The sequence below is a fragment of the Gemmatimonadota bacterium genome (assembly GCA_040388535.1).
GTDB lineage: Bacteria > Gemmatimonadota > Gemmatimonadetes > Gemmatimonadales > GWC2-71-9 > Palsa-1233.
This window is the reverse complement of record JAZKBR010000002.1, coordinates 916,060-933,925: the sequence shown is the minus strand read 5'-3', so window position 1 is coordinate 933,925 and position 17,866 is coordinate 916,060. Positions and strand designations below refer to the sequence as shown.

The window sequence follows — 17,866 nt, the reverse complement described above, 5'->3', positions numbered from 1 at the left end:
GATCACGGCCTCGCCAGGACAGGGGTAAACGCCTGGACCAGCTGATCGGCATTGCGACCCACCGAACCAGCCCAGCCGCCGAGCAGCGAGGCGGCGTACGGCAGGGTGGCACCTAGCGCGATGAAGCCGACCGCGACCGTGACCGGCACGGCGACCATCATCGTGTTGAGTTGCGGCACCGCGCGGTTGAGTACGGCGAGCGCGAGGTTGGTCACCAGCAGCGCGACCATCATCGGTGCGGCGACCTGCACCGCGACCGTGAAGATGCTGCCAGCCATCGCGACGAGCGCGCGGCCCCCTTCGGCCAGATTGATCGGCGCGCCCGGCGGAATCGACTGGAGCGAATTGGCGAGCGCGTGCAGCAGCGCAAGATGTCCGCCAACGGCGACATACACGGCGAGGGTGAACTGCCCCTCGAGCTGCCCGATGCCGGGCGAACCGACATCGGCCATGCCGCCGAGGGCGACGCCGAGCGACAGTCCCATCTGCAGCGACACCACTTCGGCCGCCACCGCGACGCCGTGCAGAAACATCGCGGCCGACAGACCGATGGCGATGCCCAGGATGAACTCGGTGACCATCGGCACCACCATCCCGGCCGTATCGGCGGAGAGCGCGGCGCGCTGCGACATCGGCAGCAGGGTGAGCGTTACCACAATCGCCATCGCGCCGCGCAGCTTGGCGGGAATCGCCGTCATCGACCAGAGAGGTGCCACGACCATCAGGCCGACCACGCGCGTGCTGACCAGCGCGAAGGTCGGCCAGTTGATCGGCTGCAGCGTCTCGAGGATCGACAACGGATTCATCGGGCGACCGTCGGCAGGGCCTGGAACATCCCGACCGCAAACGTCACCAGCGAGCGCATCATCCAGGGCAGCGCCACGACGAACACCACCGCCATGGTCACCAACTTCGGGATGAAGGTCAGGCTCTGTTCCTGCACCTGGGTCACGGCCTGCAGCAGCGAGATCAGCACGCCGACCACAAGGGCGGCGAGCAGCAGCGGTCCGGCCAGGGTCAGCACCATCGTGAGGGTGCGCTGCAGCAGGTCGGCGGCGAGTACAGGCGTCATGGCGTCAGACCCGGAAGGAGGCGACGAGGTTCTGCATCACCAGTGCCCAGCCATCGGCGAGCACGAAGAGCAGCAGCTTGAACGGCAGCGAGACCATCACCGGCGGGAGCATGAACATGCCGAGGCTCATCAGCACCGACGCCACAATGAGATCGATCACGAGGAACGGCAGGAAGATCACGAAGCCCATCTGGAACGCGGTCCGCAGCTCGCTGGTCACGAACGCCGAGACCACCGTCATCGTGGGGACTTCGTCGATGGTCTTCGCGCTGTCGCTGCCGGTCATCTGCGTGAACACGGTGAGATCGCGCTCACGCGTGTTGGCGAGCATGAACTTGCGCAGCGGCACGATCGCGGCTTCGTACGCCTGGACCTGACCGATTTCGCCACGGAGATAGGGCTGCAGGGCGGCCGTGTTCGCCTCGGTGAGCGTGGGCTGCATCACCACGCCAGTGAGAATGATCGCGATGGCCACCAGCAACTGCGTCGGCGGCGCACTCTGGGTGCCCAGGGCCGACCGCAGGAAAGAGAGGACGATCAGGATCCGCGTGAATCCTGTCATCAGCATGAAGATCGCCGGCAACAGCGTCAGGGCGCCCATCAGAACGACGATGCCGACCGCACCGGAAAGCTTGAGTTCCTGACCACCCTGCCCCACGCGCAAATCCATCGTGGGGGCGTTCGGACTCGCCGCCGTCGGCTTCACCGGAGCCGTCACTGTGGCGTTCTTCGTGGCGACCGGCTTCGGTGCCGTGATCACCTGCGCAGACGCGAGCGACGGCATCGCGACCAGCGCGAGCATCAGGCCGAGCCAGCCCAGACCCGGAATCCGCGGTCCTTTCGACGCCGGCGCGGCGGTGCGCTCGGCCGCGAGCATCTCGGCACGAGCTTCGCCCTCAAGCTCACCCAGCAACGTGTGGCCATCGCCCACCCCGACAATCAGTACTCGATCGGCCACCCGCAGCATCACGACGCCCTGCCGTGGCCCGGTCGAGACGCGCTGCAGCACGCGCATCGGCGCGCCCCGATCGCTGCGAGGCGTGACTCCCTGCAAACGACCCAGCAGGCGCAACGTCACCACGAGGACGCCGATCGTGACCAGCAGGGCGGCAAAAGCTCCCAGCATGAATCAGCGACTCCCGTTGCCGTTGGCGGCACGGTTCGCCGCGTCACGCGGCTGCGCCAGCACCTTCGTCACGCGGACTCCGAAATGCTCGCCGACGACCACCACTTCTCCTTCGGCGAGGCGGCGACCGCTGACGTAGATGTCGATCGGCTCGCCAACCATCCGGTCGAGCTGCACCACTGACCCTGGCCCAAGATCGAGCACTTCCTGGATCGACATCGTGGTGCGGCCGAATTCGATGGCCACCGGCAGCATCATGTCGAGCAGGGTGTCGAGACGTGCCGACGTTGCCGGATTGACGCCCTGACCAAGTTCATCGAACTCGGGGGAGTTGCCGGCGGAATCGGTCTGCGAAGAAGGTGCGGTCATGCCGAGGGTCTCCTGCGTGAAGTACGAGTCACCTCGCCGAGTGCTTCGGCGGGTTCGGTAATGCGAAGTCCGATGTAGCCCTGCTGCCGGCCGAGCGAGCCCACGAAGAGCCGCCGACCGTTGACGAAGACATCCACGTCGCCGTGGAGCGGCAGACCGGTAGAGATGACCTGGCCCTCGCGCAGGGTGGCGACTTCGAGGGCCGCAAGGGGGAACTCCGTGAGCCGGGCCGCGACCGGGACACGCGCGGCGCGAACATGCCCCTCGACCAGCGTGCGCGCCTGATCGCGATCTTCACGACGAGCGCGCGTGACATGGAGCACGGGGCCGGCCTTTTCCTGCAGGAAATTCTCGAGCGCGATCAGCGGAATGCAGATCGTGAGCAGGCCCGACGTCGCACCACTCTTCACTTCGAGGTTGCCGACGAGGACGTTGTCTTCACGGTTGGCGATCTGCAGCGTCTCGGGAATCGACTCGAACGAGACCTGCGTCGGCTCGAGCTTGAGATTTTCTCCGAACGATTCCGCGAGCAGCAGCATCAGCCGCTCGGTGACGTTGCCGACCACCAGCTGCTCGAGGGCCGTGAGCGGGCGCTGGGTTCCCCACTTCTCGCCCGGGCCGCCGAAGAGCCGGTCGACGAAGTGCGGCGCCAGCTCGGGATCGAGGTCGACCACCGCCTGCGCGCCCGCGTGTTCGCCGAGATCGTAGACGTAGGAAGCGCAGGGCGAGCCGAGCGACATCAGGAATTCAGCGAAGGTGGCCTGCTCGACCGAGACGACGGTGACGTCGGTCGGCTGGCGCAGCCGCGATGAGAGCAGCGACTGCAGCGAGAGCGCGAAGCGGCCGTAGATCGCATCGAGCGTGGCCTGCCGTTCGCGCGAGATGCGCGGCGGCCGGCGGAAGTTGTAGGGGACGACATCCACTGGCCGGGCATTGGCGCGTGGTGCGCCGCGCAGCAGGGAGTCGACATCCTTCTGGTTGGTGGCGTCCATGTCAGCTCCTACTGGATCAGGAACTGCGGGACGTAGACCTTCACCGTATCGCCACCCACGAACGGCGCCGCAACGATGGCGAGTTCACGGCGGAGCGAGTCGCGGGCACCGACCTGCATCAGCCAGCCGAGCGTCTTGCGCTCGAGCACCCCGATCACGGCATCCCGGAACTGGATGTCGGATTCGCGGAGCTTCTTCTCGGCTTCCTCGTTCGGCATCTCGAAGGCGAGCGAGGCGACCAGGAACCGCTGCCCCTGGGCATCGGCCGGGTTCACGATCACGTTTTCGAGCTTGACCAGCTTGGGCGCCGCACCTTCCGCCCCGCCCTTCTTTTCGTGCTTGGCGTCCTTCCCTTCGGCACTGGCCGCCGGTCCGCTCAGCCGGGGCGCCACCACGAAACCGCCAATCCCTGCCCCGACCAGCAGAGCAGCAACGGTGATGAGGATCGGGACGAGCGCCTTCTTGCCACCACCCCCTTCGGGGGCCTCGGCAACGGGCGCATTCGGGTCGGTCACTGGTGCGGCCATGGACTCTCCTCGGACGATTCTGACGGCTGTTCGATAGCCTCTTAGGCAACCGTTGTACCACAGCGAATCGCCGAGGGTAAGTTGTTTTATTCCAAGGAGTTAACCGAAATGGAAATTTCGGGTTGGCGGCCCGCCCTGGGGCCGCCGGGAAGAGCTTGCCGCCCCGGCGGCGAGAGTTGCCGGGGGCGGCCGGATGTGCCAAGGGGCGGCCGTGGACTCGCCACGACCGCCCCTCGATGGCCCCTCGCCCTGCCTTAACGCTTGAGGTTCACCAGCTCGTTCAGCATCTCGTCCGAGGTGGTGATGACCCGGGCGTTGGCCTGGAAGCCACGCTGGGTGATGATCATCGAGGTGAACTCTTCCGAGAGGTCGACGTTCGAGTTCTCGAGCGCACCCGGCGTGATCGTCGAGCTGTTGCTGCTGCCAGCGAAGCCGAGCACGGCCAGACCGGAGTTCGCCGACTCGGCGTACATGTTGTCACCCTGACGCAGCAGGCCGCTGGGGTTGTTGAACTTGGCCAGCGCGATCTGGGCCAGCGCCTGCGAGACACCGTTGGTGAAGAAGCCGGTGATCACGCCGTTGGAGTCGACCGAAATGTGCTCGAGGTCGCCTGACGAGTAGCCGTCCTGGCGCGAAACCACGGCGTTCGACGGGTTCGCGAAACCGGCGAGGCCGTCGATGTCGTTGATGGTCCCGGCTTCGAGAGTGACGTCGAATGCCGCGCCGCCGCCCGCCGGGGTGATCGTCAGCGCGGTGCCACCGCCCGGATAGGTGAAGGCCGAGAGCGCACCGTTGGAGTTGAACGTCGCCGTGCCCGAGCCTGCCGTGACGGCAGCATCCGGACAGGTTGCCGCCCAGTTCCACGCGCCAGGTGCCGTGTTGGTGAAGGTGATGTCGAGCGAGTGCGGCGCACCGGCGCTGTCATACACCGTCACGCCCATCGCGTGCGTCGCCCCGACAGCGGCACCGGCATCGAGGTTGCCGGTGATGCCGATGACCGACGTGGCGCGCGCTGGTGTCTTCTGGCCGAGCGGCAGCACGATCCCGCTGATCCGCGACGAGGTCGAGAAGGTGCCCGACGTGTCGGCGTTGATGCCCTGGACCACGAAGCCGTTGTTGGCCGCGATGAGGCGTCCGCCGCCATCGAGCTGGAAGTTGCCGGCACGGGTGTAGAAGCGCCGCGCTCCGTTGCTCACCACGAAGAGGCCGTCGCCCTGGATCGCGAGGTCGGTGTCCTGACCGGTGGACTCGAGCGTGCCCTGCGTGAAGAGCTGGTCGATCGAGCCGATGTTCATGCCCGAGCCGATCTGGATCGGGTTGACGCCGCCAAGCCCGCCCGGCGGACGCGAGGCCCCCTGGAGCAGCTGGGCGAAGGCTTCCTTGAAGGTGACGCGAGAGGCCTTGAAGGCCACCGTGTTCACGTTCGCGATGTTGTTGCCGATGACGTCGAGCCGCGCCTGGTGGTTGCGCAACCCGGACACGCCGGCGAAAAGGGAACGCATCATGGTGTGGTCTGCTCCGAGCTGGAGTTGGTCGCAACCGAGATCGGCGCGATAGGTAGAACTTCGAGAATGTTCTTCATGGGGATGAGGACACCGTTGACGCGCAGCTGCAGATCGCCATCGGTGAATGCCATCCCGCTGACGGTACCGCGCGTGTAGGTGCCCGTCTTGACCGCGACATTATCCGCGGTGGTTGCCTCGACCTTGAACGTGTAGGCCCCGGTCGGCAGCGCATCGGTGTCGAGGGTGAGGGTCTGCCGCCCCTTCCCCAGGTCAGCAAACTCCTGACGATAGACTTCGTTCCCCTTGGCGTCGAGCACGTGCACGGTGGCCTTCGCCGCCGGCGATGCGAACTCGGCCATGACCTCCGACGGGCTCCCCTTGGTCGCGGTGAAGTCCGAACCGGCGACCAGCACGTCGTGGCCGATAATCGCGGCACCAAGTGAGGTCGACGCGGTGGCCGCTGCGAGCGACTGCGCCGCAGCCTGCGATGCGGCCTGTGAATCGAGCTGCTTCCCGATCTGGATCAGCTGCTCGACGCTCGAGAACTGCGCCAGCTGGGTGGCGTATTCCGTTCCCTGCAGCGGGTTCATCGGGTCCTGATTCTTGAGCTGCGTGACAAGCAGCTTCAGGAAATCGTCCTTCCCCATCACGGCGCTCTTGCCGATGACAGAGCTCGGCGTCGTGGTGTCGGTGGACGTGGTGTTGCCAATCGGCGCGGTCATTCGGTCTCCTCGTCTGGCGCCTGGCGTCGCCGGTCGCGCGGGCGGTCTCCGTCAGGATCCTGACGGCGTCCACCACGTGGTTGCTGTTCGTCGCGCCCCTGGTCGGCACGCGCAGATGCCGCGGGCTTCGCCCGCAGATCATCGGTCATCGCACCAGCGATGACATTCCCCTGGTGTTCCTGTTGCCCTTCGACCTGGATCGTCACGCGCGCCTGAGTGAAGCCGCGCTCTTCGAGCGCGCGCCGCAATTCGGGAAGTTGCGCGGTCAGTGCGGCAGCCTTGCCATCTTCGGCGAGGATCGTCGCGCGCACGGTATCACCACGGACGGCGACGCGAATCCGCGAAGCTCCGAGGGTCTCCTTGTCGAGCTGAAGCGTGACGTGGCTGGTGGGTTGGGCCGTCTTCGGCGCCTCGTCAGGGAGGCGCGTGCCAGCCACTTCCTTCGTGACCGTGGTGCTGTCGTCTGCCGAAGCAGTGTTCACTACGCCGGCGCTTGACGACCAGCTCACCGAGCGCTCCGCGGCGGGCGTGTGTCGAGCAGCACGTTCCCGCTGGGCATTGCCGTGTTCACTGCTCGATGACTCGTGCTCGCCTGCCTGGGCCTCCGGGGCAATCGCCCCGGTCACCATCTCGTCGCTCGACCGGTCGGTCGTCGATGCGACCGGTGCCGGGTCGTGCAGCGGGCGCGCGGCCAGCGGTGTACGAGTTGACGCTTCGCGTGACGGTGATGCTCCCGCAGCTGTGGCGAGGGTGGCAACCACCGGCGTGGCGGCGCGCGATGGCGCCGTGGTGCCGATATCACTGCCTGTGGCGCTCTCGGCCTGATCGGCGGTCTCGCGCCGGGAGCTCTCGCCGCGGATTGGCGTAGTAACCGCCGGTTGCTCCACCGCGACATCCAGGGCAGTAACCACCACGCCAGCAGGGAGCACTGCCGCACTCGCCTTCGCTGCAGTCGGACTCGCGTCGGCGGCGTGCACCGGAATGTCCACCAGGGCAGGATCGATTGCTGGCGTAGCGGGTGCGGTCAACCCTTCAAGCAATTCCGTCACCGCCTGCACCAGCGCCGATTCACCGACTGTGCCGGGTGCCGCCGCGGCGGGTGACGGAGATGTCGCGGGTGGCAGCGGCATTGGCACCGGAGCCGGGGCCGCCGCGCGTGGCGCTTCCGTGTTCGCCGTCGAGGTCAGAGCTTCGATGACAATCGCGGCAGCAGCTGCAGCCGCAACGGCGCCGGGGTTCGTTGCTCCGGCGTCCACGGTCGATGGATCCTGGGCTGCCAGCGACGGCACCTGCGACGACTCATCAGCGCTTCCGCCTTGGCGCGTCGCGGCCGGTTCCGCGGGGGTGGCTTTCGCAGCTTCGCCACGTCCGGACTTCACCAACGGGATCGTCGCCAGCAACCGCGAGCCCTTCGAATGGGCCGCCGCCTTGCCGTGGGTCGCACCACGCTTGCCCGACTCCAGTGCCGCTCGGGCGATGCCCACCAACTCGCCGTCGGTCACCAGCGCGCTGCCGCTAACGGACAGAGTCGTTTGTCCGTCCGCTGCGGCGGAGTCAGTCGAGCCTTCGCCTTCCGCTGTTGGGCCATCGGCCGAATGCTCGCCTTCGACGAGTGACGTCGGCAACAGGGTGGCCGGTTTCGCCTCGATCAGGGGCTTCGCGCCGAGCATCGCATTCAACAACGCGATGAAGGCGCCGGCCGTGGCATCGGCGTCGCTCCCGGGAGCGGCTTCTTCAGCCCCCTGCGCTGTCGCCAGCGCGCGAGGTGCAACGAGCACGTCGAGTGCGTTCACTTGGGGGTGCCACCAAGCAACAGGCGCTTGCCGAGTACGGCGCTGCGCTCTTTCGGCAACGCGGCGAGCAGACCGGCAACCCGGGTGACATCCATCCTGCGCAGCACGCCTTCCACTTCGGCATCGCTGAAGTGTTCGAGCAGCGGGGCGGCCTCGGACGCGGTCAGCTTGCCGAGGATCCCGGCAAGTCGCGGGTAGTCCGGACCTGCCGGTGATGCCGCTGGCGCCGACGCCGGCGTGGTCGGCGGTGGTGTCGCCTTGGTGGCAACGGGAAGCGGGATCGGGTGACTACCGGGCTGCTTCGCCGCCGGCGCACTCGCGCTGTCGCCTGCAGGGATACTCACCGAGTCGTGCGGCGCGGCCTGACTGTCCACCTTGGTGCCGGCTGCGGAGGGCAGCTTGGCGGTGGAATCGCCCGCCGTATGGGTCGAGTCTGCGGTGATTGCAGCCGGCGGCACCGCGGGCGACTTCTTCATCGCGAAGGTGGCGCCCGCGAGGCCGATCACGAAGGCAATCGGAGCCATCACAACAACTTTCATTTCGGCGGCCCTCCACGAGCCGTGTGACGCTGGGCGATCTCGTCGATGTCACCCTGTTCGGCCCGGTTCGCCGCTTCGACCCAATCGGCCGCGCGCTGTTCCTTGAGCCGCTCGATCGTGCGCCGGGCCATGCGGGCCTCGGAAAATCGTGCCATCTCTTCGGCATGCTGCTGCTGCGCTTCCAGCAGGGCAGCCTCGTTCAGTTCCAACTGCGCCTGAGCCGCCTGCATCGTCATTCCGATCGCGGCCCGCAGCCCGGCGGCCGTGGGCACGTCCCCGGTCTGGCCGGCCTGGGTCTGCACGATTTCGAGTTGCGAGGCGCTCGCATCGGATTCGCGCTGCCGCTCGGCGGCGATCTCATTGGCGCGACCGAGGACGCCGGCCTGCAGTCGCTCGGCTGCTTCGCGCAGTTCCAGTACCCGGTCGAGACGAAAGTTGAATCGCTTCATTTGGCGGGCACTCCTTTCTCAAGCTCGATGGCGCGCAGGGCGAGCGCGATGATGGCCATCCGTGTCGCGGCAAACGTGCTGTCCTCTTCGGGACGCTGTTGCAGCAGGGCGAGAATCTCGGGCCGCAGGATGACGGCGGTGTCGACGGTGCGATCGGCGCCGGTCTTGTAGGCGCCTACGGCGATCAGGTCCTCGTTGGCGCGGTAGGCGGCTTCGAGGCGAACCAGGATATCGGCGGCCTGACGATGCTCGGCATCGGCGACAGCGTCGCGCACGCGCGATACCGAGTCGAGGATGTCGATCGCGGGGAATCGTTTGGCGGCAGCGAGTCGTCGCGCGAGCACGACGTGACCGTCGAGGATCGAGCGGGTCGAGTCGGCAACGGGTTCGTTGAAGTCATCGCCTTCGACGAGCACGGTGTAGAGGCCGGTAATGGAGCCGCGCGCACCGGTACCGGCACGCTCGAGCAACCGCGGCAGCTGCGCGAAGACCGAGGGCGGATAGCCCTTCGTCGTTGGCGGTTCTCCGACCGAGAGCCCGACCTCGCGCCACGCCATTGCCACTCGGGTCACCGAGTCCATCAACAGCAGCACATCGCTGCCCTGATCACGGAAGTGCTCGGCGATCGTGGTCGCAACGAGTGCGCCCGTGGCACGCACGACGGCCGACTGGTCGCTGGTGGCCACCACGACGACCGAGCGGGCGAGTCCTTCGGGGCCGAGGTCCCGTTCGATGAATTCGCGAACTTCGCGACCTCGCTCGCCAAGCAGCGCGATCACGTTGACGTCCGAGGATGCGCCACGCGCAATCATGCCGAGCAGGACGCTCTTGCCGACGCCGCTGCCCGCCATGATGCCGACGCGCTGGCCGCGGCCGAAGGTGTGCAGTCCGTCGAGGGCGCGAACGCCGGTCGTGAACGGCTGCGTGACCGGCGGACGCGAGAGCGGATTCGGTGGATCGGCAAGCAGCGAGCGCAAGACCGTGGGCCCCACTGGACCGAGTCCGTCAATCGGACGACCGAGTCCATCGAGCACCCGACCAATCAGCCCTTCGCCGACCGGCACATAGAGCGGACGACCGAGCGGTGCCACCATCGTGCCGGGCTGGATCCCTTCGATCTCGCCCACGGGAAGCAGCATCACGCCGCGCTCGTGAAACCCGGCGACGACGGCGAGCACACTGCGCGACGCGGTGGTGAGCCGGCAGACTTCACCGACCGCGACTGGCAGCGATGACGCCTCGACGACCTGCCCCACGACCCGCGTCACCCGGCCGAACGCAGCGAGGCGCTCGACGCCGGAGATGCGAGAGAGCGCGGTCTCGAGGAGTGCGCTGCTATTCATGACCGAGTCGCTCGTAGAGGTCGAGCAGCGCGCGATCGATCCGGCCATCGATGATGGAGGTCGGGGCTTCGACGACGCAGCCACCGCGCACCAGGGTCGCGTCGCCAATCCAGCGCAGGTCGACTGCCGTCGGCGTCAGCTCATCGAGTCCACCGATCGCCTGCAACGCCGCGAGGTCATCGGGGTGGAGGCGTACAGTGACCGAGCCGGAGACGGGCGCGAGGGTCAGGGCCTTGGTGACGAGACGATGGATCTGCTCGGGGTCGGCGGCGAACTCGCGATCGAGCAGGTGGCGCGCAATCGCGAGCGAGAGCGTGTGCACCGTACTGGCGAGTTCGGTGCGCAAACCGGACGACGCGTCCTCGAGCGCACGCATCGCGGCGCGACAGGCGCCGATGGTCGCATCGAGTTCGCGACCCGAGGTCTCGGCGAACGCTGCCTGGCCTTCCATCCAGCCGCGCGCGTATGCCGCCTCCTCGGGCGTAGGACCCGACGGCACCTGGCCGTCGACCCCAGGCACCGCGACCATCCGCAGGTCGGGTGGGAGCCACTCGCGCACGCCGTGGCGCACCGGCGACTCAGACAATGAATTCATCGTCGCTGGCCCGCTCGACCACGATCTCGCCCTGTTCCTGGAGCGCGCGCGCGATCTTGACGATCTCGCCGTGCGCGGCCTCGACATCCTTCACCTTCACCGGGCCGACCAGTTCCATCTCTTCCATCAGGGCGCTCGACGCGCGCTCCGACATGTTCTTGAGGATGTGCTCCTTGAGCTCTTCGCTTGCGGCCTTGAGGGCGATGGCGAGTTGCTTCCCTTCGATGTCGCGCAGCAGGCGCTGCATCGAGCGACCATCGAGGAGGCGCAGGTCCTCGAAGACGAACATCAGCGCGCGGATGTCGTCGGCGACCGAATTGCCCCGCGTGGAGATGGCGTCGAGCAGGATCTTCTCGGTGCCACCAGGCAGCTGGTTCAGCACCTTCGCGACGGCGGCCGGGCCACCCGATGCCGTCATTTCCTGCGACAAGGTGAGGTCGGAGCGAGCACCAAGTCCGGCTTCGACCAGTTGCAGCACTTCCGGAGAGACCTTCTCCATCCGTGCGATCCGGTAGAGCACATCACCCGAGACGTCGTGCCCCATCGCTTCGATGACGCCGGCGGCGAGCTTCGGGTCGAGATGCGCCAGCACCAGGGCGATGGTCTGGGGATGCTCGCCGCGCAGCACGCTGTTGAGCACCTCCGGCGCCGCCTTCTTCAGGCGCGTGAGACCGGTCTCGACCATCTGCTCCTGGATCTTCTCGAGCACCGACTTGGCCCGCTGTGGTCCGAGGGCCGTCTCGAGAATCTGGCGGGCATAGTCAACGCCGCCCTGCGCGATCGATTCGACCGCCCGCAGGACGTCGTGATACTCCGACAGCACCGAGTCGACGAGTTCGGAACGCACGGTGGGCGTTTCAGCAATCGCCCGCGAAACCACTTCAACCTCTTCGGTCCCCAGCTGCTGGAGAATGCGGGCCGAGGCCTCGGCGCCGAGCGCCATGCAGAGGATGGCCGCCTTCTGCACGCCATCGAGGGCGGCAGCGCGTGGCGGCCGAGCGGCGATCGCGCTCACGCGGCGTCCGCCAGCCAGGCACGGATCACCCGTGCAGCGGCTTCAGGCTGACTCAGCGATTCGGCCTGGACGCGATTGCGCAGCTGGATGTTCTCCGGCGTCGGGACTACGGCCTTGCTTGGCGCCGGGATCGCCTCGAGTTCGTTCTGCTGCTGACCACGCGGCAGCGCGGCGAGGGCGCGTCGCCCCGACGACAGCGCACGCCAGGCCAGCACGAATGCTGCAATCACGGCGAGCAGGGCGGCCAGTGGCGTGCCGAGCTTGCTCACCAGTTCGACGCTCTTGTTGGGAATCGTCGGAGTATCGCCCTTGGCGGCGATGACCGTTGGTGGCTCGCTGAATGCGACGGCGACGACCGAGATGCGATCGCCGCGTGCGGAATCGGCACCGACCGCGTCACGAATGAGTCGTTCGAGCTGGGCGCGCTGGGCATCCTGAACCGCACCCTCGGTGCCGAGCGCCCGGCTGTTGACCATCGCCGAGACGGTGAGCCGGGTGACGTTGCCGACCTGCGAGACGATCTTCTCGACCCGCTTCGAGTTGGCGAAATCGTTGTTGATCACGGTCTGCGACGTCGCGGAGTCACCGCCGCTGCTGCGTGCCTCGTGCGTGAGCACCTGACCCTTCGGGTCGTACTCCTCGACGGTGCGGTCGACCTGATCGAAGTTGAGTCGCGCCGCGACCTGTACCCGGACTTCCGCCGCGCCGACGGCCGTACTCAACAGCTGCTCCACCTTTGACGCGAAATGCTTCTCGACACTTTGCTGCAATTCGAGCTGGTGCGACGACAGTCCGACATCGGTCTCGTCGGCGTTGTTGCTCGAGAGCGGCCGGCCAGTGTCATCGATGACCGAGACGTGGTCGGGCGTCATCCCTTCGACGCTGCTGCTCACGAGCTGACTGATACCGCGGACCTGCGACGCATCGAGCGACTGGTTCGGGCGGAGCGACACGACCACTGCGGCCTCGGCCGACTTCTCCTGACGACGGAGCGGCGAAGCCTCCGGCAGGGCGAGATGCACCTGGGCACGCTGAACACCCTTCAGGGTGCCGATGGTGCGAGCGAGTTCTCCCTCGAGCGCCCGACGATAGGTCACGTGCTGGGTGAAGTCGGTCATCCCCCACGAGGGCTTGTCGAAGAGCTCGAGCCCGGGCCGCCCGTTGGCCGGAAGGCCGTTCTGCGCGAGGAGCACCCGCGCCCGTGCCGCATCGGCCTCAGGCACGTCGATTTCGGCGCCGCCGGACGACAGCCGGAACGGAATCGTCGCCTTGGTGAGCGCATCGGTGATGTTGCCCGCTTCGGCGAGATCGAGTTCGCGAAAGAGCGTCACGTACGTTGGTGCCGTCGCGCGACGACCGACAACGACCGCCATCGCCACGAGACCGACGATGATCGCGAGGACCAGGAATCGCCGGTTCGGGTTCATCATCCGGATGGTATCGAGCACGGGCTCAGGCCTGCACGTTCATGATGGTGCGATACGCTTCGGTGAGCTTGTTCCGGGTCTCTACCAGGAATTCGAGCGACAGCGAAGCTTCTTCCGCCGCCGCCATGACCTGGTGCAGTTCCACCGGCTCACCGCGCAGGAACGCATTGATGGTGTCGTCCTTCACCTGCTGGGCGCCCTGGACGTCGCCAACGGCCCGCTTGAGCAGGTCGCCGAAGGGCGCGCCCGCCGAACCGACGCCGAGCGGCAAGCCGCCGCCGCGTTCGATCGGTGAGACGATCTGTCCGAGCCCGCGAAGTGGAGTGGTCATCGCCTCAGGCCAGGATGTCGATGCGCTGACCAAGCGGCGCAGCGGGTGTCGACGACTTGGCACCACCTGGTCCATAACTGATCGGCCCAAGGGCGTTCATGTCGAGGAAGAAGGCGCGCTCTTCGTCGGTCAGCACATTCCACAGCGCCGAATCGCCGGCACGGGCAGCTGCCGACGGACGGGCAGCCGTCGGCGCAGCGGGCGCGGCAGCCGGTCGGGCCGTCGGTGGATTCACCGGGCGTGGAACGGCGGTCGAAGGCGTGTAGCGAGAGATGGTCACGGGAATCGCTCCGTCAGATGTCGAGGGCGCGGCGCAGCATCGCCTTGGCCGATTGGAACACGGTCGCGTTGGCCTCGTGCATCCGGCGCGCGATCATCAGGTCGACCGTCTCATTGGCGATGTCGACGTTCGGGTAGTGCACGTAACCGGACTCATCGGCATCGACGTGGCCCGGCTCGTAAACCATTCGGCCGGCCCGCGTGTCGTTGACCACCGTGGTCGTCGGCTGCCCGGTCAACGGATCGGTTCCGGCCACCGCGACCTGACGCTGGTATGGCTTGCCATCGGGCCCACGCGTGACATCGGCGTTGGCAATGTTGTTGGCGATGATGTCGAGGAACTGCTGCTGCCGCGCCATGCCGGAGGCGCTGACCCCCAGCGGGCCCATCAGGTTCCGGATCGGCCGTCCCGAGAACGGCACCCCTGGCACGTCAGCCACGGTTCGTGATCGCGGTATGAAGGTCGGCGTAGGACTTCTGGAGCAGCTTCGCGGCGGCTTCGAAGCGGAGCTCGGTATCGGCCAGAGAGGCCATGTTTTGCTGCAGCTCCGCGTCCTTGTTCTGCTGCTCGATCGAGTTCCCCAGCGCATCGGCGAAGTCGGTGCTCGAGCTCTGGGCGGAGGAATTCGCCACCCTGGCGGCAATCGTCTTCTGGGTGGCACTCAACTCATCCAGCCCCGCACGGAGGTTGGAAGTAGAGGTGCCCTGGCCGAACAGTCCGCGGATCATCGAGGCTCCCGATGTGATTCGAGTTCAATTCCTCCTTGGGCAATCCGCGTACCGTAACCGTGGAGACGCCGCAACTCCTTTCAACGCATATGGTTACAAGAAAATGCCACCCCGGACAGATCGGCCGGGGTGGTCATTGGCGCCGGAAGAAAGTTCCCCGACGCCGGTCAAGGTTGCCGTGGGTCGATCAGCCTGGGGCGGGAATGTTCAGCTTGTTGCGGAGGGTTCGTTCGCTGATTCCGAGCAGTCCGGCAGCCCGGACCCGGTTGCCGCCGGTGCTCTCGAGGGCCCGCTTGATGGTGATCTTTTCCAGCTCTTCGAGGTTGAGCGGGAGGGCGGCTGCTTCGCCGGACGTCACCGTCGCCGCAGGGGCGCCCGGGACGAGACCGCCGCCTGCGGCGATCGCCGGTGCGTGGCTGTCGTGCCGGAGGTAGGCCGCAAAGATCTCGGGCACCATCGGCCGCCCCCGGGCCAGAATCACCGCGCGCTCCACCGCATTGGCGAGCTCGCGGACATTGCCGGGCCAGGAATACTGCTGCAGGAAGGTGATCGTCTCGGCCGGGAGGTCACCGACGGCCAGTCCGAGCGACTCCGAGGCGCTCTTGATGAAGTGCTGGACCAGCAAGGGGATGTCGTCGGGTCGCTCGCGCAGCGGCGGCGTCCGGATCGGGACCACGTGCAGGCGATAATAGAGGTCCGCCCGGAAGCGGCCGGCCGCGACCTCGGCGTGGAGGTCGCGATTGGTGGTCGCGATGATCCGCACGTCGACCTTGACCGTGTCCCGACCACCGACCCGCTCGAACTCCTGCTCCTGGATCGCCCGCAACAGCTTGGCCTGAAGGTCGAGCCGCATCTCCGAAATCTCGTCGAGCAGCAAGGTCCCCCGATTGGCGCGCTCGAAGGCACCAGCCGCCCGAGCCGTGGCGCCAGTGAAGGCGCCCTTTTCGTGTCCGAAGAGGACGCTCTCGACCAGTCCCTCGGGGAGCGCGGCGCAGTTGACCGTGACGAAAGCCAGGTCTCGCCGGGGGCTCTGATCGTGAATGGCCCGAGCGACCAGCTCCTTCCCGGTGCCTGATTCTCCTTCGAGCAGGACCGACGCCCGAGTTGGAGCTACCGTAGCGACAGTATCAAGGAGGTCGCGGACGGCCGGACTGCGCCCCACGAACTTCCGGCGCGACTGGATCCGGGTGATTTCCTGGCGGAAGACTTCATTTTCCGAGCGGAGCCGGGCATAGTCGAGAGCGTGCTGGACGGTGATCTGAAGGGTGTCGGCCCGGACGGGCTTGGTGATGTAGTCGACCGCGCCGCTGCGCATGGTGAGGACGGCGTGTTCCACACTGGAGTGTCCGGTGATGATGACGACCGGGATCTTCAGGTGGCGGGTCTCGAGGGTGTGAAGCAGGTCGAGCCCGTTCATGTGGGGCATCTGGAAGTCGGCGAGAATCAGGTCAACGTGATGCGCATCAAGGACTTTGAGCGCTTCCTCGCCATTGGTGGCGAGGATCACGCCGAAGCCGAGCTCTCCCAGTACCTGCTCAAAGAGGGCCCCGACCGCTGGTTCGTCGTCAACGCACAGAATCGTGGTCATCAGCTTCCCGACTCAAGCCTTTGAAAAGGTATCCGATACTCGCGGCACCGCCACTCTCGGATGGAGGTCCCAGGTGCGCATTACCAACTTCATGGTCAACGACCGGCTCCTGCGGAACCTGCAGGCGCAAAACCGGTCATTGAACGAAGCGTCCCAGCAAGTCGCCACCGGTGCCCGCCACGAGAACATTTCGGACGACCCGGTCGCGGGCGCCGCCGTGCTCCGCGCCGACCGCGGTTCCCGCGCCGTCCAGCAGTACCGTCGGAGCGTGACCTCGGTGCAGACCCGGCTCGCCTCGGAAGAGTCTTCGCTCGGTCAGGTGACCGACCTGCTCTCCCGGGCCCAGGAGCTTGCCACCGGGCAGGGTGGCAGCACCGCCAACGCGGCGAGCCGGGCCGCAGCCGCCGTCGAAGTCCAGACGCTCATTGACCAGACGATTTCGATCGGGAACCTGAAGGTGGGCAACGAGTTCGTCTTTGGTGGGACGGAAATCGCGGCACCACCATTTCAGGCCGACGGAACATACGTCGGAAGCGCACTGGGACGACAGGCCGAGATCGGCGCAGGCGACGTGATCAACACGGTCCACAGCGGCCAGCAGATGCTGGTGGACTCTGGCGTCCTCTCCTCGCTCATCACCCTGCGGGACGCGCTCACGGCCGATAACCCGACTGCGATTCGTGACTCGCTCGCGCCACTGGGAAGCGCTTTCGACAACACCCAGCGCAACCTCGCCGAAGTGGGTGCCCGCACGCTGGCGATGGACAACGCCTCGACGGCGCTCGATTCGCTCGCCAACGCGTTCACTGACGAGCGCAGCGCCAACGCCGACATTCCGCTCGAAGAGGCGGCGATGCACCTCGCCCAGGTCCAGAGCTCGGTGCAGGCGGCCATGCTCGCGACCAGCCGGATCCTCAACACCTCCCTGACGGACTACCTCACATGAGCGCGGTTCCACGCGACAAGTTCCTGGCCGAAACCGTGGAGACGCGGCTCTTCGGGCCGCTCACCGTGACGCCCGACGAGACTGTGGTCTTCCCGCGAGGGCTGCCGGGATTCGAGCAAAGCCGCCGCTTTGTCCTGTTGCCTGCCTCGCAGAGCGGGCTCTACTGGCTCCAGTCCCTCGATACGCCCGAGCTGGCATTCATGTTGGTGGAAACGGTCCGGGTCTCCGAGAACGCCTGGGCGCAGACCCCGGGCGCCCTCGCGATCGTGACCCTCCCGTCGGGAGACCAGGCGGCGACGGCCAACCTGCGGGCGCCGGTCCTGATCGATCTGGTTGCCGGGCTCGGCCGTCAGGCGATCATGGCCGATTCCGAGTACAGCACGGCCCATCCATTCGACCTCTCCTCCCTGCTGGGCGCGCCGGCCAAATAGCCGGCTCAAGGTCCTCGGCAGGGGACCGATAACATCACCACACCGCCGGCGACCACTCTGGTCGCCCACCAATCCGGAGCACGGATGC

The 17,866-nt window shown here is 66.9% G+C and carries 22 protein-coding genes; 2 read left to right on the top strand and 20 right to left on the bottom strand.

All coding sequences use genetic code 11. From position 1 onward, the window contains the following. Nucleotides 1–2: 2 nt before the first annotated feature. The 20 genes from V4558_07710 to V4558_07615 all read right to left on the bottom strand — a co-directional run bounded on the left by V4558_07710 (nt 3) and on the right by V4558_07615 (nt 16,401). Complete coding sequence (locus V4558_07710; protein MES2305377.1) at nt 3–806, bottom strand: flagellar biosynthetic protein FliR; 804 nt, start codon at nt 804–806, stop codon at nt 3–5. After that, a complete protein-coding gene (locus tag V4558_07705) occupies nt 803–1,072 on the bottom strand; it encodes a flagellar biosynthetic protein FliQ (GenBank protein ID MES2305376.1) in 270 nt (89 codons plus the stop codon). Before V4558_07705 ends, V4558_07710 begins: the two co-directional genes overlap by 4 nt. A gap of 4 nt (nt 1,073–1,076) precedes the next feature. Next, a complete protein-coding gene (gene fliP, locus V4558_07700) occupies nt 1,077–2,198 on the bottom strand; it encodes a flagellar type III secretion system pore protein FliP (protein MES2305375.1) in 1,122 nt (373 codons plus the stop codon). Between the two features lie 3 nt (nt 2,199–2,201). Next, nucleotides 2,202–2,567 (bottom strand): flagellar motor switch protein FliN, encoded by a 366-nt coding sequence (gene fliN / locus V4558_07695; protein ID MES2305374.1) that lies wholly within the window; start codon nt 2,565–2,567, stop codon nt 2,202–2,204. Beyond that, entirely contained in the window at nt 2,564–3,559 is a 996-nt protein-coding gene (locus V4558_07690) for a FliM/FliN family flagellar motor switch protein (GenBank protein ID MES2305373.1), read from the bottom strand. The genes fliN and V4558_07690 overlap by 4 nt, the downstream gene beginning before the upstream one ends. An 8-nt stretch (nt 3,560–3,567) precedes the next feature. Then, nucleotides 3,568–4,086 (bottom strand): flagellar basal body-associated FliL family protein, encoded by a 519-nt coding sequence (locus V4558_07685; GenBank protein ID MES2305372.1) that lies wholly within the window; start codon nt 4,084–4,086, stop codon nt 3,568–3,570. Between the two features lie 254 nt (nt 4,087–4,340). Beyond that, nucleotides 4,341–5,591 carry a flagellar hook protein FlgE gene (locus V4558_07680; GenBank protein MES2305371.1) on the bottom strand — a complete coding sequence of 417 codons (1,251 nt, stop codon included), beginning with the start codon at nt 5,589–5,591 and terminating at the stop codon, nt 4,341–4,343. Beyond that, on the bottom strand, nt 5,588–6,313 hold the full coding sequence (locus V4558_07675; protein ID MES2305370.1) for a flagellar hook capping FlgD N-terminal domain-containing protein: 726 nt from the start codon (nt 6,311–6,313) through the stop codon (nt 5,588–5,590). Before V4558_07675 ends, V4558_07680 begins: the two co-directional genes overlap by 4 nt. Next, complete coding sequence (locus V4558_07670) at nt 6,310–8,106, bottom strand: flagellar hook-length control protein FliK (protein ID MES2305369.1); 1,797 nt, start codon at nt 8,104–8,106, stop codon at nt 6,310–6,312. Before V4558_07670 ends, V4558_07675 begins: the two co-directional genes overlap by 4 nt. After that, nucleotides 8,103–8,645: a hypothetical protein gene (locus tag V4558_07665; protein MES2305368.1), complete on the bottom strand. Its 543-nt coding sequence runs from the start codon at nt 8,643–8,645 to the stop codon at nt 8,103–8,105. The genes V4558_07670 and V4558_07665 overlap by 4 nt, the downstream gene beginning before the upstream one ends. After that, a complete protein-coding gene (locus tag V4558_07660) occupies nt 8,642–9,094 on the bottom strand; it encodes a hypothetical protein (protein ID MES2305367.1) in 453 nt (150 codons plus the stop codon). The genes V4558_07665 and V4558_07660 overlap by 4 nt, the downstream gene beginning before the upstream one ends. Beyond that, a complete protein-coding gene (locus V4558_07655; GenBank protein ID MES2305366.1) occupies nt 9,091–10,437 on the bottom strand; it encodes a FliI/YscN family ATPase in 1,347 nt (448 codons plus the stop codon). The genes V4558_07660 and V4558_07655 overlap by 4 nt, the downstream gene beginning before the upstream one ends. Continuing rightward, nucleotides 10,430–11,032 (bottom strand): FliH/SctL family protein, encoded by a 603-nt coding sequence (locus tag V4558_07650; GenBank protein MES2305365.1) that lies wholly within the window; start codon nt 11,030–11,032, stop codon nt 10,430–10,432. The genes V4558_07655 and V4558_07650 overlap by 8 nt, the downstream gene beginning before the upstream one ends. Next, nucleotides 11,016–12,047 carry a flagellar motor switch protein FliG gene (gene fliG / locus V4558_07645; GenBank protein MES2305364.1) on the bottom strand — a complete coding sequence of 344 codons (1,032 nt, stop codon included), beginning with the start codon at nt 12,045–12,047 and terminating at the stop codon, nt 11,016–11,018. Before fliG ends, V4558_07650 begins: the two co-directional genes overlap by 17 nt. After that, on the bottom strand, nt 12,044–13,495 hold the full coding sequence (gene fliF / locus V4558_07640) for a flagellar basal-body MS-ring/collar protein FliF (GenBank protein MES2305363.1): 1,452 nt from the start codon (nt 13,493–13,495) through the stop codon (nt 12,044–12,046). Before fliF ends, fliG begins: the two co-directional genes overlap by 4 nt. A gap of 4 nt (nt 13,496–13,499) precedes the next feature. Continuing rightward, a complete protein-coding gene (gene fliE, locus V4558_07635; protein MES2305362.1) occupies nt 13,500–13,805 on the bottom strand; it encodes a flagellar hook-basal body complex protein FliE in 306 nt (101 codons plus the stop codon). 4 nt (nt 13,806–13,809) lie between these two features. Beyond that, nucleotides 13,810–14,085 (bottom strand): hypothetical protein, encoded by a 276-nt coding sequence (locus V4558_07630; protein MES2305361.1) that lies wholly within the window; start codon nt 14,083–14,085, stop codon nt 13,810–13,812. A gap of 13 nt (nt 14,086–14,098) precedes the next feature. After that, nucleotides 14,099–14,524, bottom strand: a complete 426-nt coding sequence (flgC, locus tag V4558_07625) for a flagellar basal body rod protein FlgC (GenBank protein MES2305360.1) — start codon at nt 14,522–14,524, stop codon at nt 14,099–14,101. Next, the gene (locus tag V4558_07620) at nt 14,517–14,813 is read right to left on the bottom strand and encodes a hypothetical protein (protein ID MES2305359.1); all 297 of its coding nucleotides are present in this window, start codon (nt 14,811–14,813) and stop codon (nt 14,517–14,519) included. The genes flgC and V4558_07620 overlap by 8 nt, the downstream gene beginning before the upstream one ends. A gap of 187 nt (nt 14,814–15,000) precedes the next feature. After that, on the bottom strand, nt 15,001–16,401 hold the full coding sequence (locus V4558_07615) for a sigma-54 dependent transcriptional regulator (GenBank protein MES2305358.1): 1,401 nt from the start codon (nt 16,399–16,401) through the stop codon (nt 15,001–15,003). A gap of 73 nt (nt 16,402–16,474) precedes the next feature. Between V4558_07615 and flgL the strand changes: the two genes are divergently transcribed. Together flgL and fliW are read left to right on the top strand one after the other, a co-directional pair. Then, nucleotides 16,475–17,347, top strand: coding sequence for a flagellar hook-associated protein FlgL (gene flgL / locus V4558_07610; protein ID MES2305357.1), 873 nt, complete (start codon nt 16,475–16,477; stop codon nt 17,345–17,347). Further along, nucleotides 17,344–17,778 carry a flagellar assembly protein FliW gene (gene fliW, locus V4558_07605; GenBank protein MES2305356.1) on the top strand — a complete coding sequence of 145 codons (435 nt, stop codon included), beginning with the start codon at nt 17,344–17,346 and terminating at the stop codon, nt 17,776–17,778. The genes flgL and fliW overlap by 4 nt, the downstream gene beginning before the upstream one ends. Nucleotides 17,779–17,866 lie beyond the last annotated feature (88 nt).

Excerpts from the sequence above, each read along its gene's own strand:
- V4558_07705 (MES2305376.1), bottom strand. The coding sequence starts at position 1,072 with ATGACGCCTGTACTCGCCGCCGACCTGCTGCAGCGCACCCTCACGATG.
- fliE (MES2305362.1), bottom strand. The coding sequence starts at position 13,805 with ATGACCACTCCACTTCGCGGGCTCGGACAGATCGTCTCACCGATCGAA.
- V4558_07655 (MES2305366.1), bottom strand. The coding sequence starts at position 10,437 with ATGAATAGCAGCGCACTCCTCGAGACCGCGCTCTCTCGCATCTCCGGC.
- V4558_07665 (MES2305368.1), bottom strand. The coding sequence starts at position 8,645 with ATGAAAGTTGTTGTGATGGCTCCGATTGCCTTCGTGATCGGCCTCGCG.
- V4558_07660 (MES2305367.1), bottom strand. The coding sequence starts at position 9,094 with ATGAAGCGATTCAACTTTCGTCTCGACCGGGTACTGGAACTGCGCGAA.
- V4558_07620 (MES2305359.1), bottom strand. The coding sequence starts at position 14,813 with ATGATCCGCGGACTGTTCGGCCAGGGCACCTCTACTTCCAACCTCCGT.
- V4558_07685 (MES2305372.1), bottom strand. The coding sequence starts at position 4,086 with ATGGCCGCACCAGTGACCGACCCGAATGCGCCCGTTGCCGAGGCCCCC.
- V4558_07615 (MES2305358.1), bottom strand. The coding sequence starts at position 16,401 with ATGACCACGATTCTGTGCGTTGACGACGAACCAGCGGTCGGGGCCCTC.
- V4558_07680 (MES2305371.1), bottom strand. The coding sequence starts at position 5,591 with ATGATGCGTTCCCTTTTCGCCGGCGTGTCCGGGTTGCGCAACCACCAG.
- V4558_07675 (MES2305370.1), bottom strand. The coding sequence starts at position 6,313 with ATGACCGCGCCGATTGGCAACACCACGTCCACCGACACCACGACGCCG.
- fliN (MES2305374.1), bottom strand. The coding sequence starts at position 2,567 with ATGACCGCACCTTCTTCGCAGACCGATTCCGCCGGCAACTCCCCCGAG.
- fliW (MES2305356.1), top strand. The coding sequence starts at position 17,344 with ATGAGCGCGGTTCCACGCGACAAGTTCCTGGCCGAAACCGTGGAGACG.
- V4558_07710 (MES2305377.1), bottom strand. The coding sequence starts at position 806 with ATGAATCCGTTGTCGATCCTCGAGACGCTGCAGCCGATCAACTGGCCG.
- fliP (MES2305375.1), bottom strand. The coding sequence starts at position 2,198 with ATGCTGGGAGCTTTTGCCGCCCTGCTGGTCACGATCGGCGTCCTCGTG.
- V4558_07650 (MES2305365.1), bottom strand. The coding sequence starts at position 11,032 with ATGAATTCATTGTCTGAGTCGCCGGTGCGCCACGGCGTGCGCGAGTGG.
- V4558_07690 (MES2305373.1), bottom strand. The coding sequence starts at position 3,559 with ATGGACGCCACCAACCAGAAGGATGTCGACTCCCTGCTGCGCGGCGCA.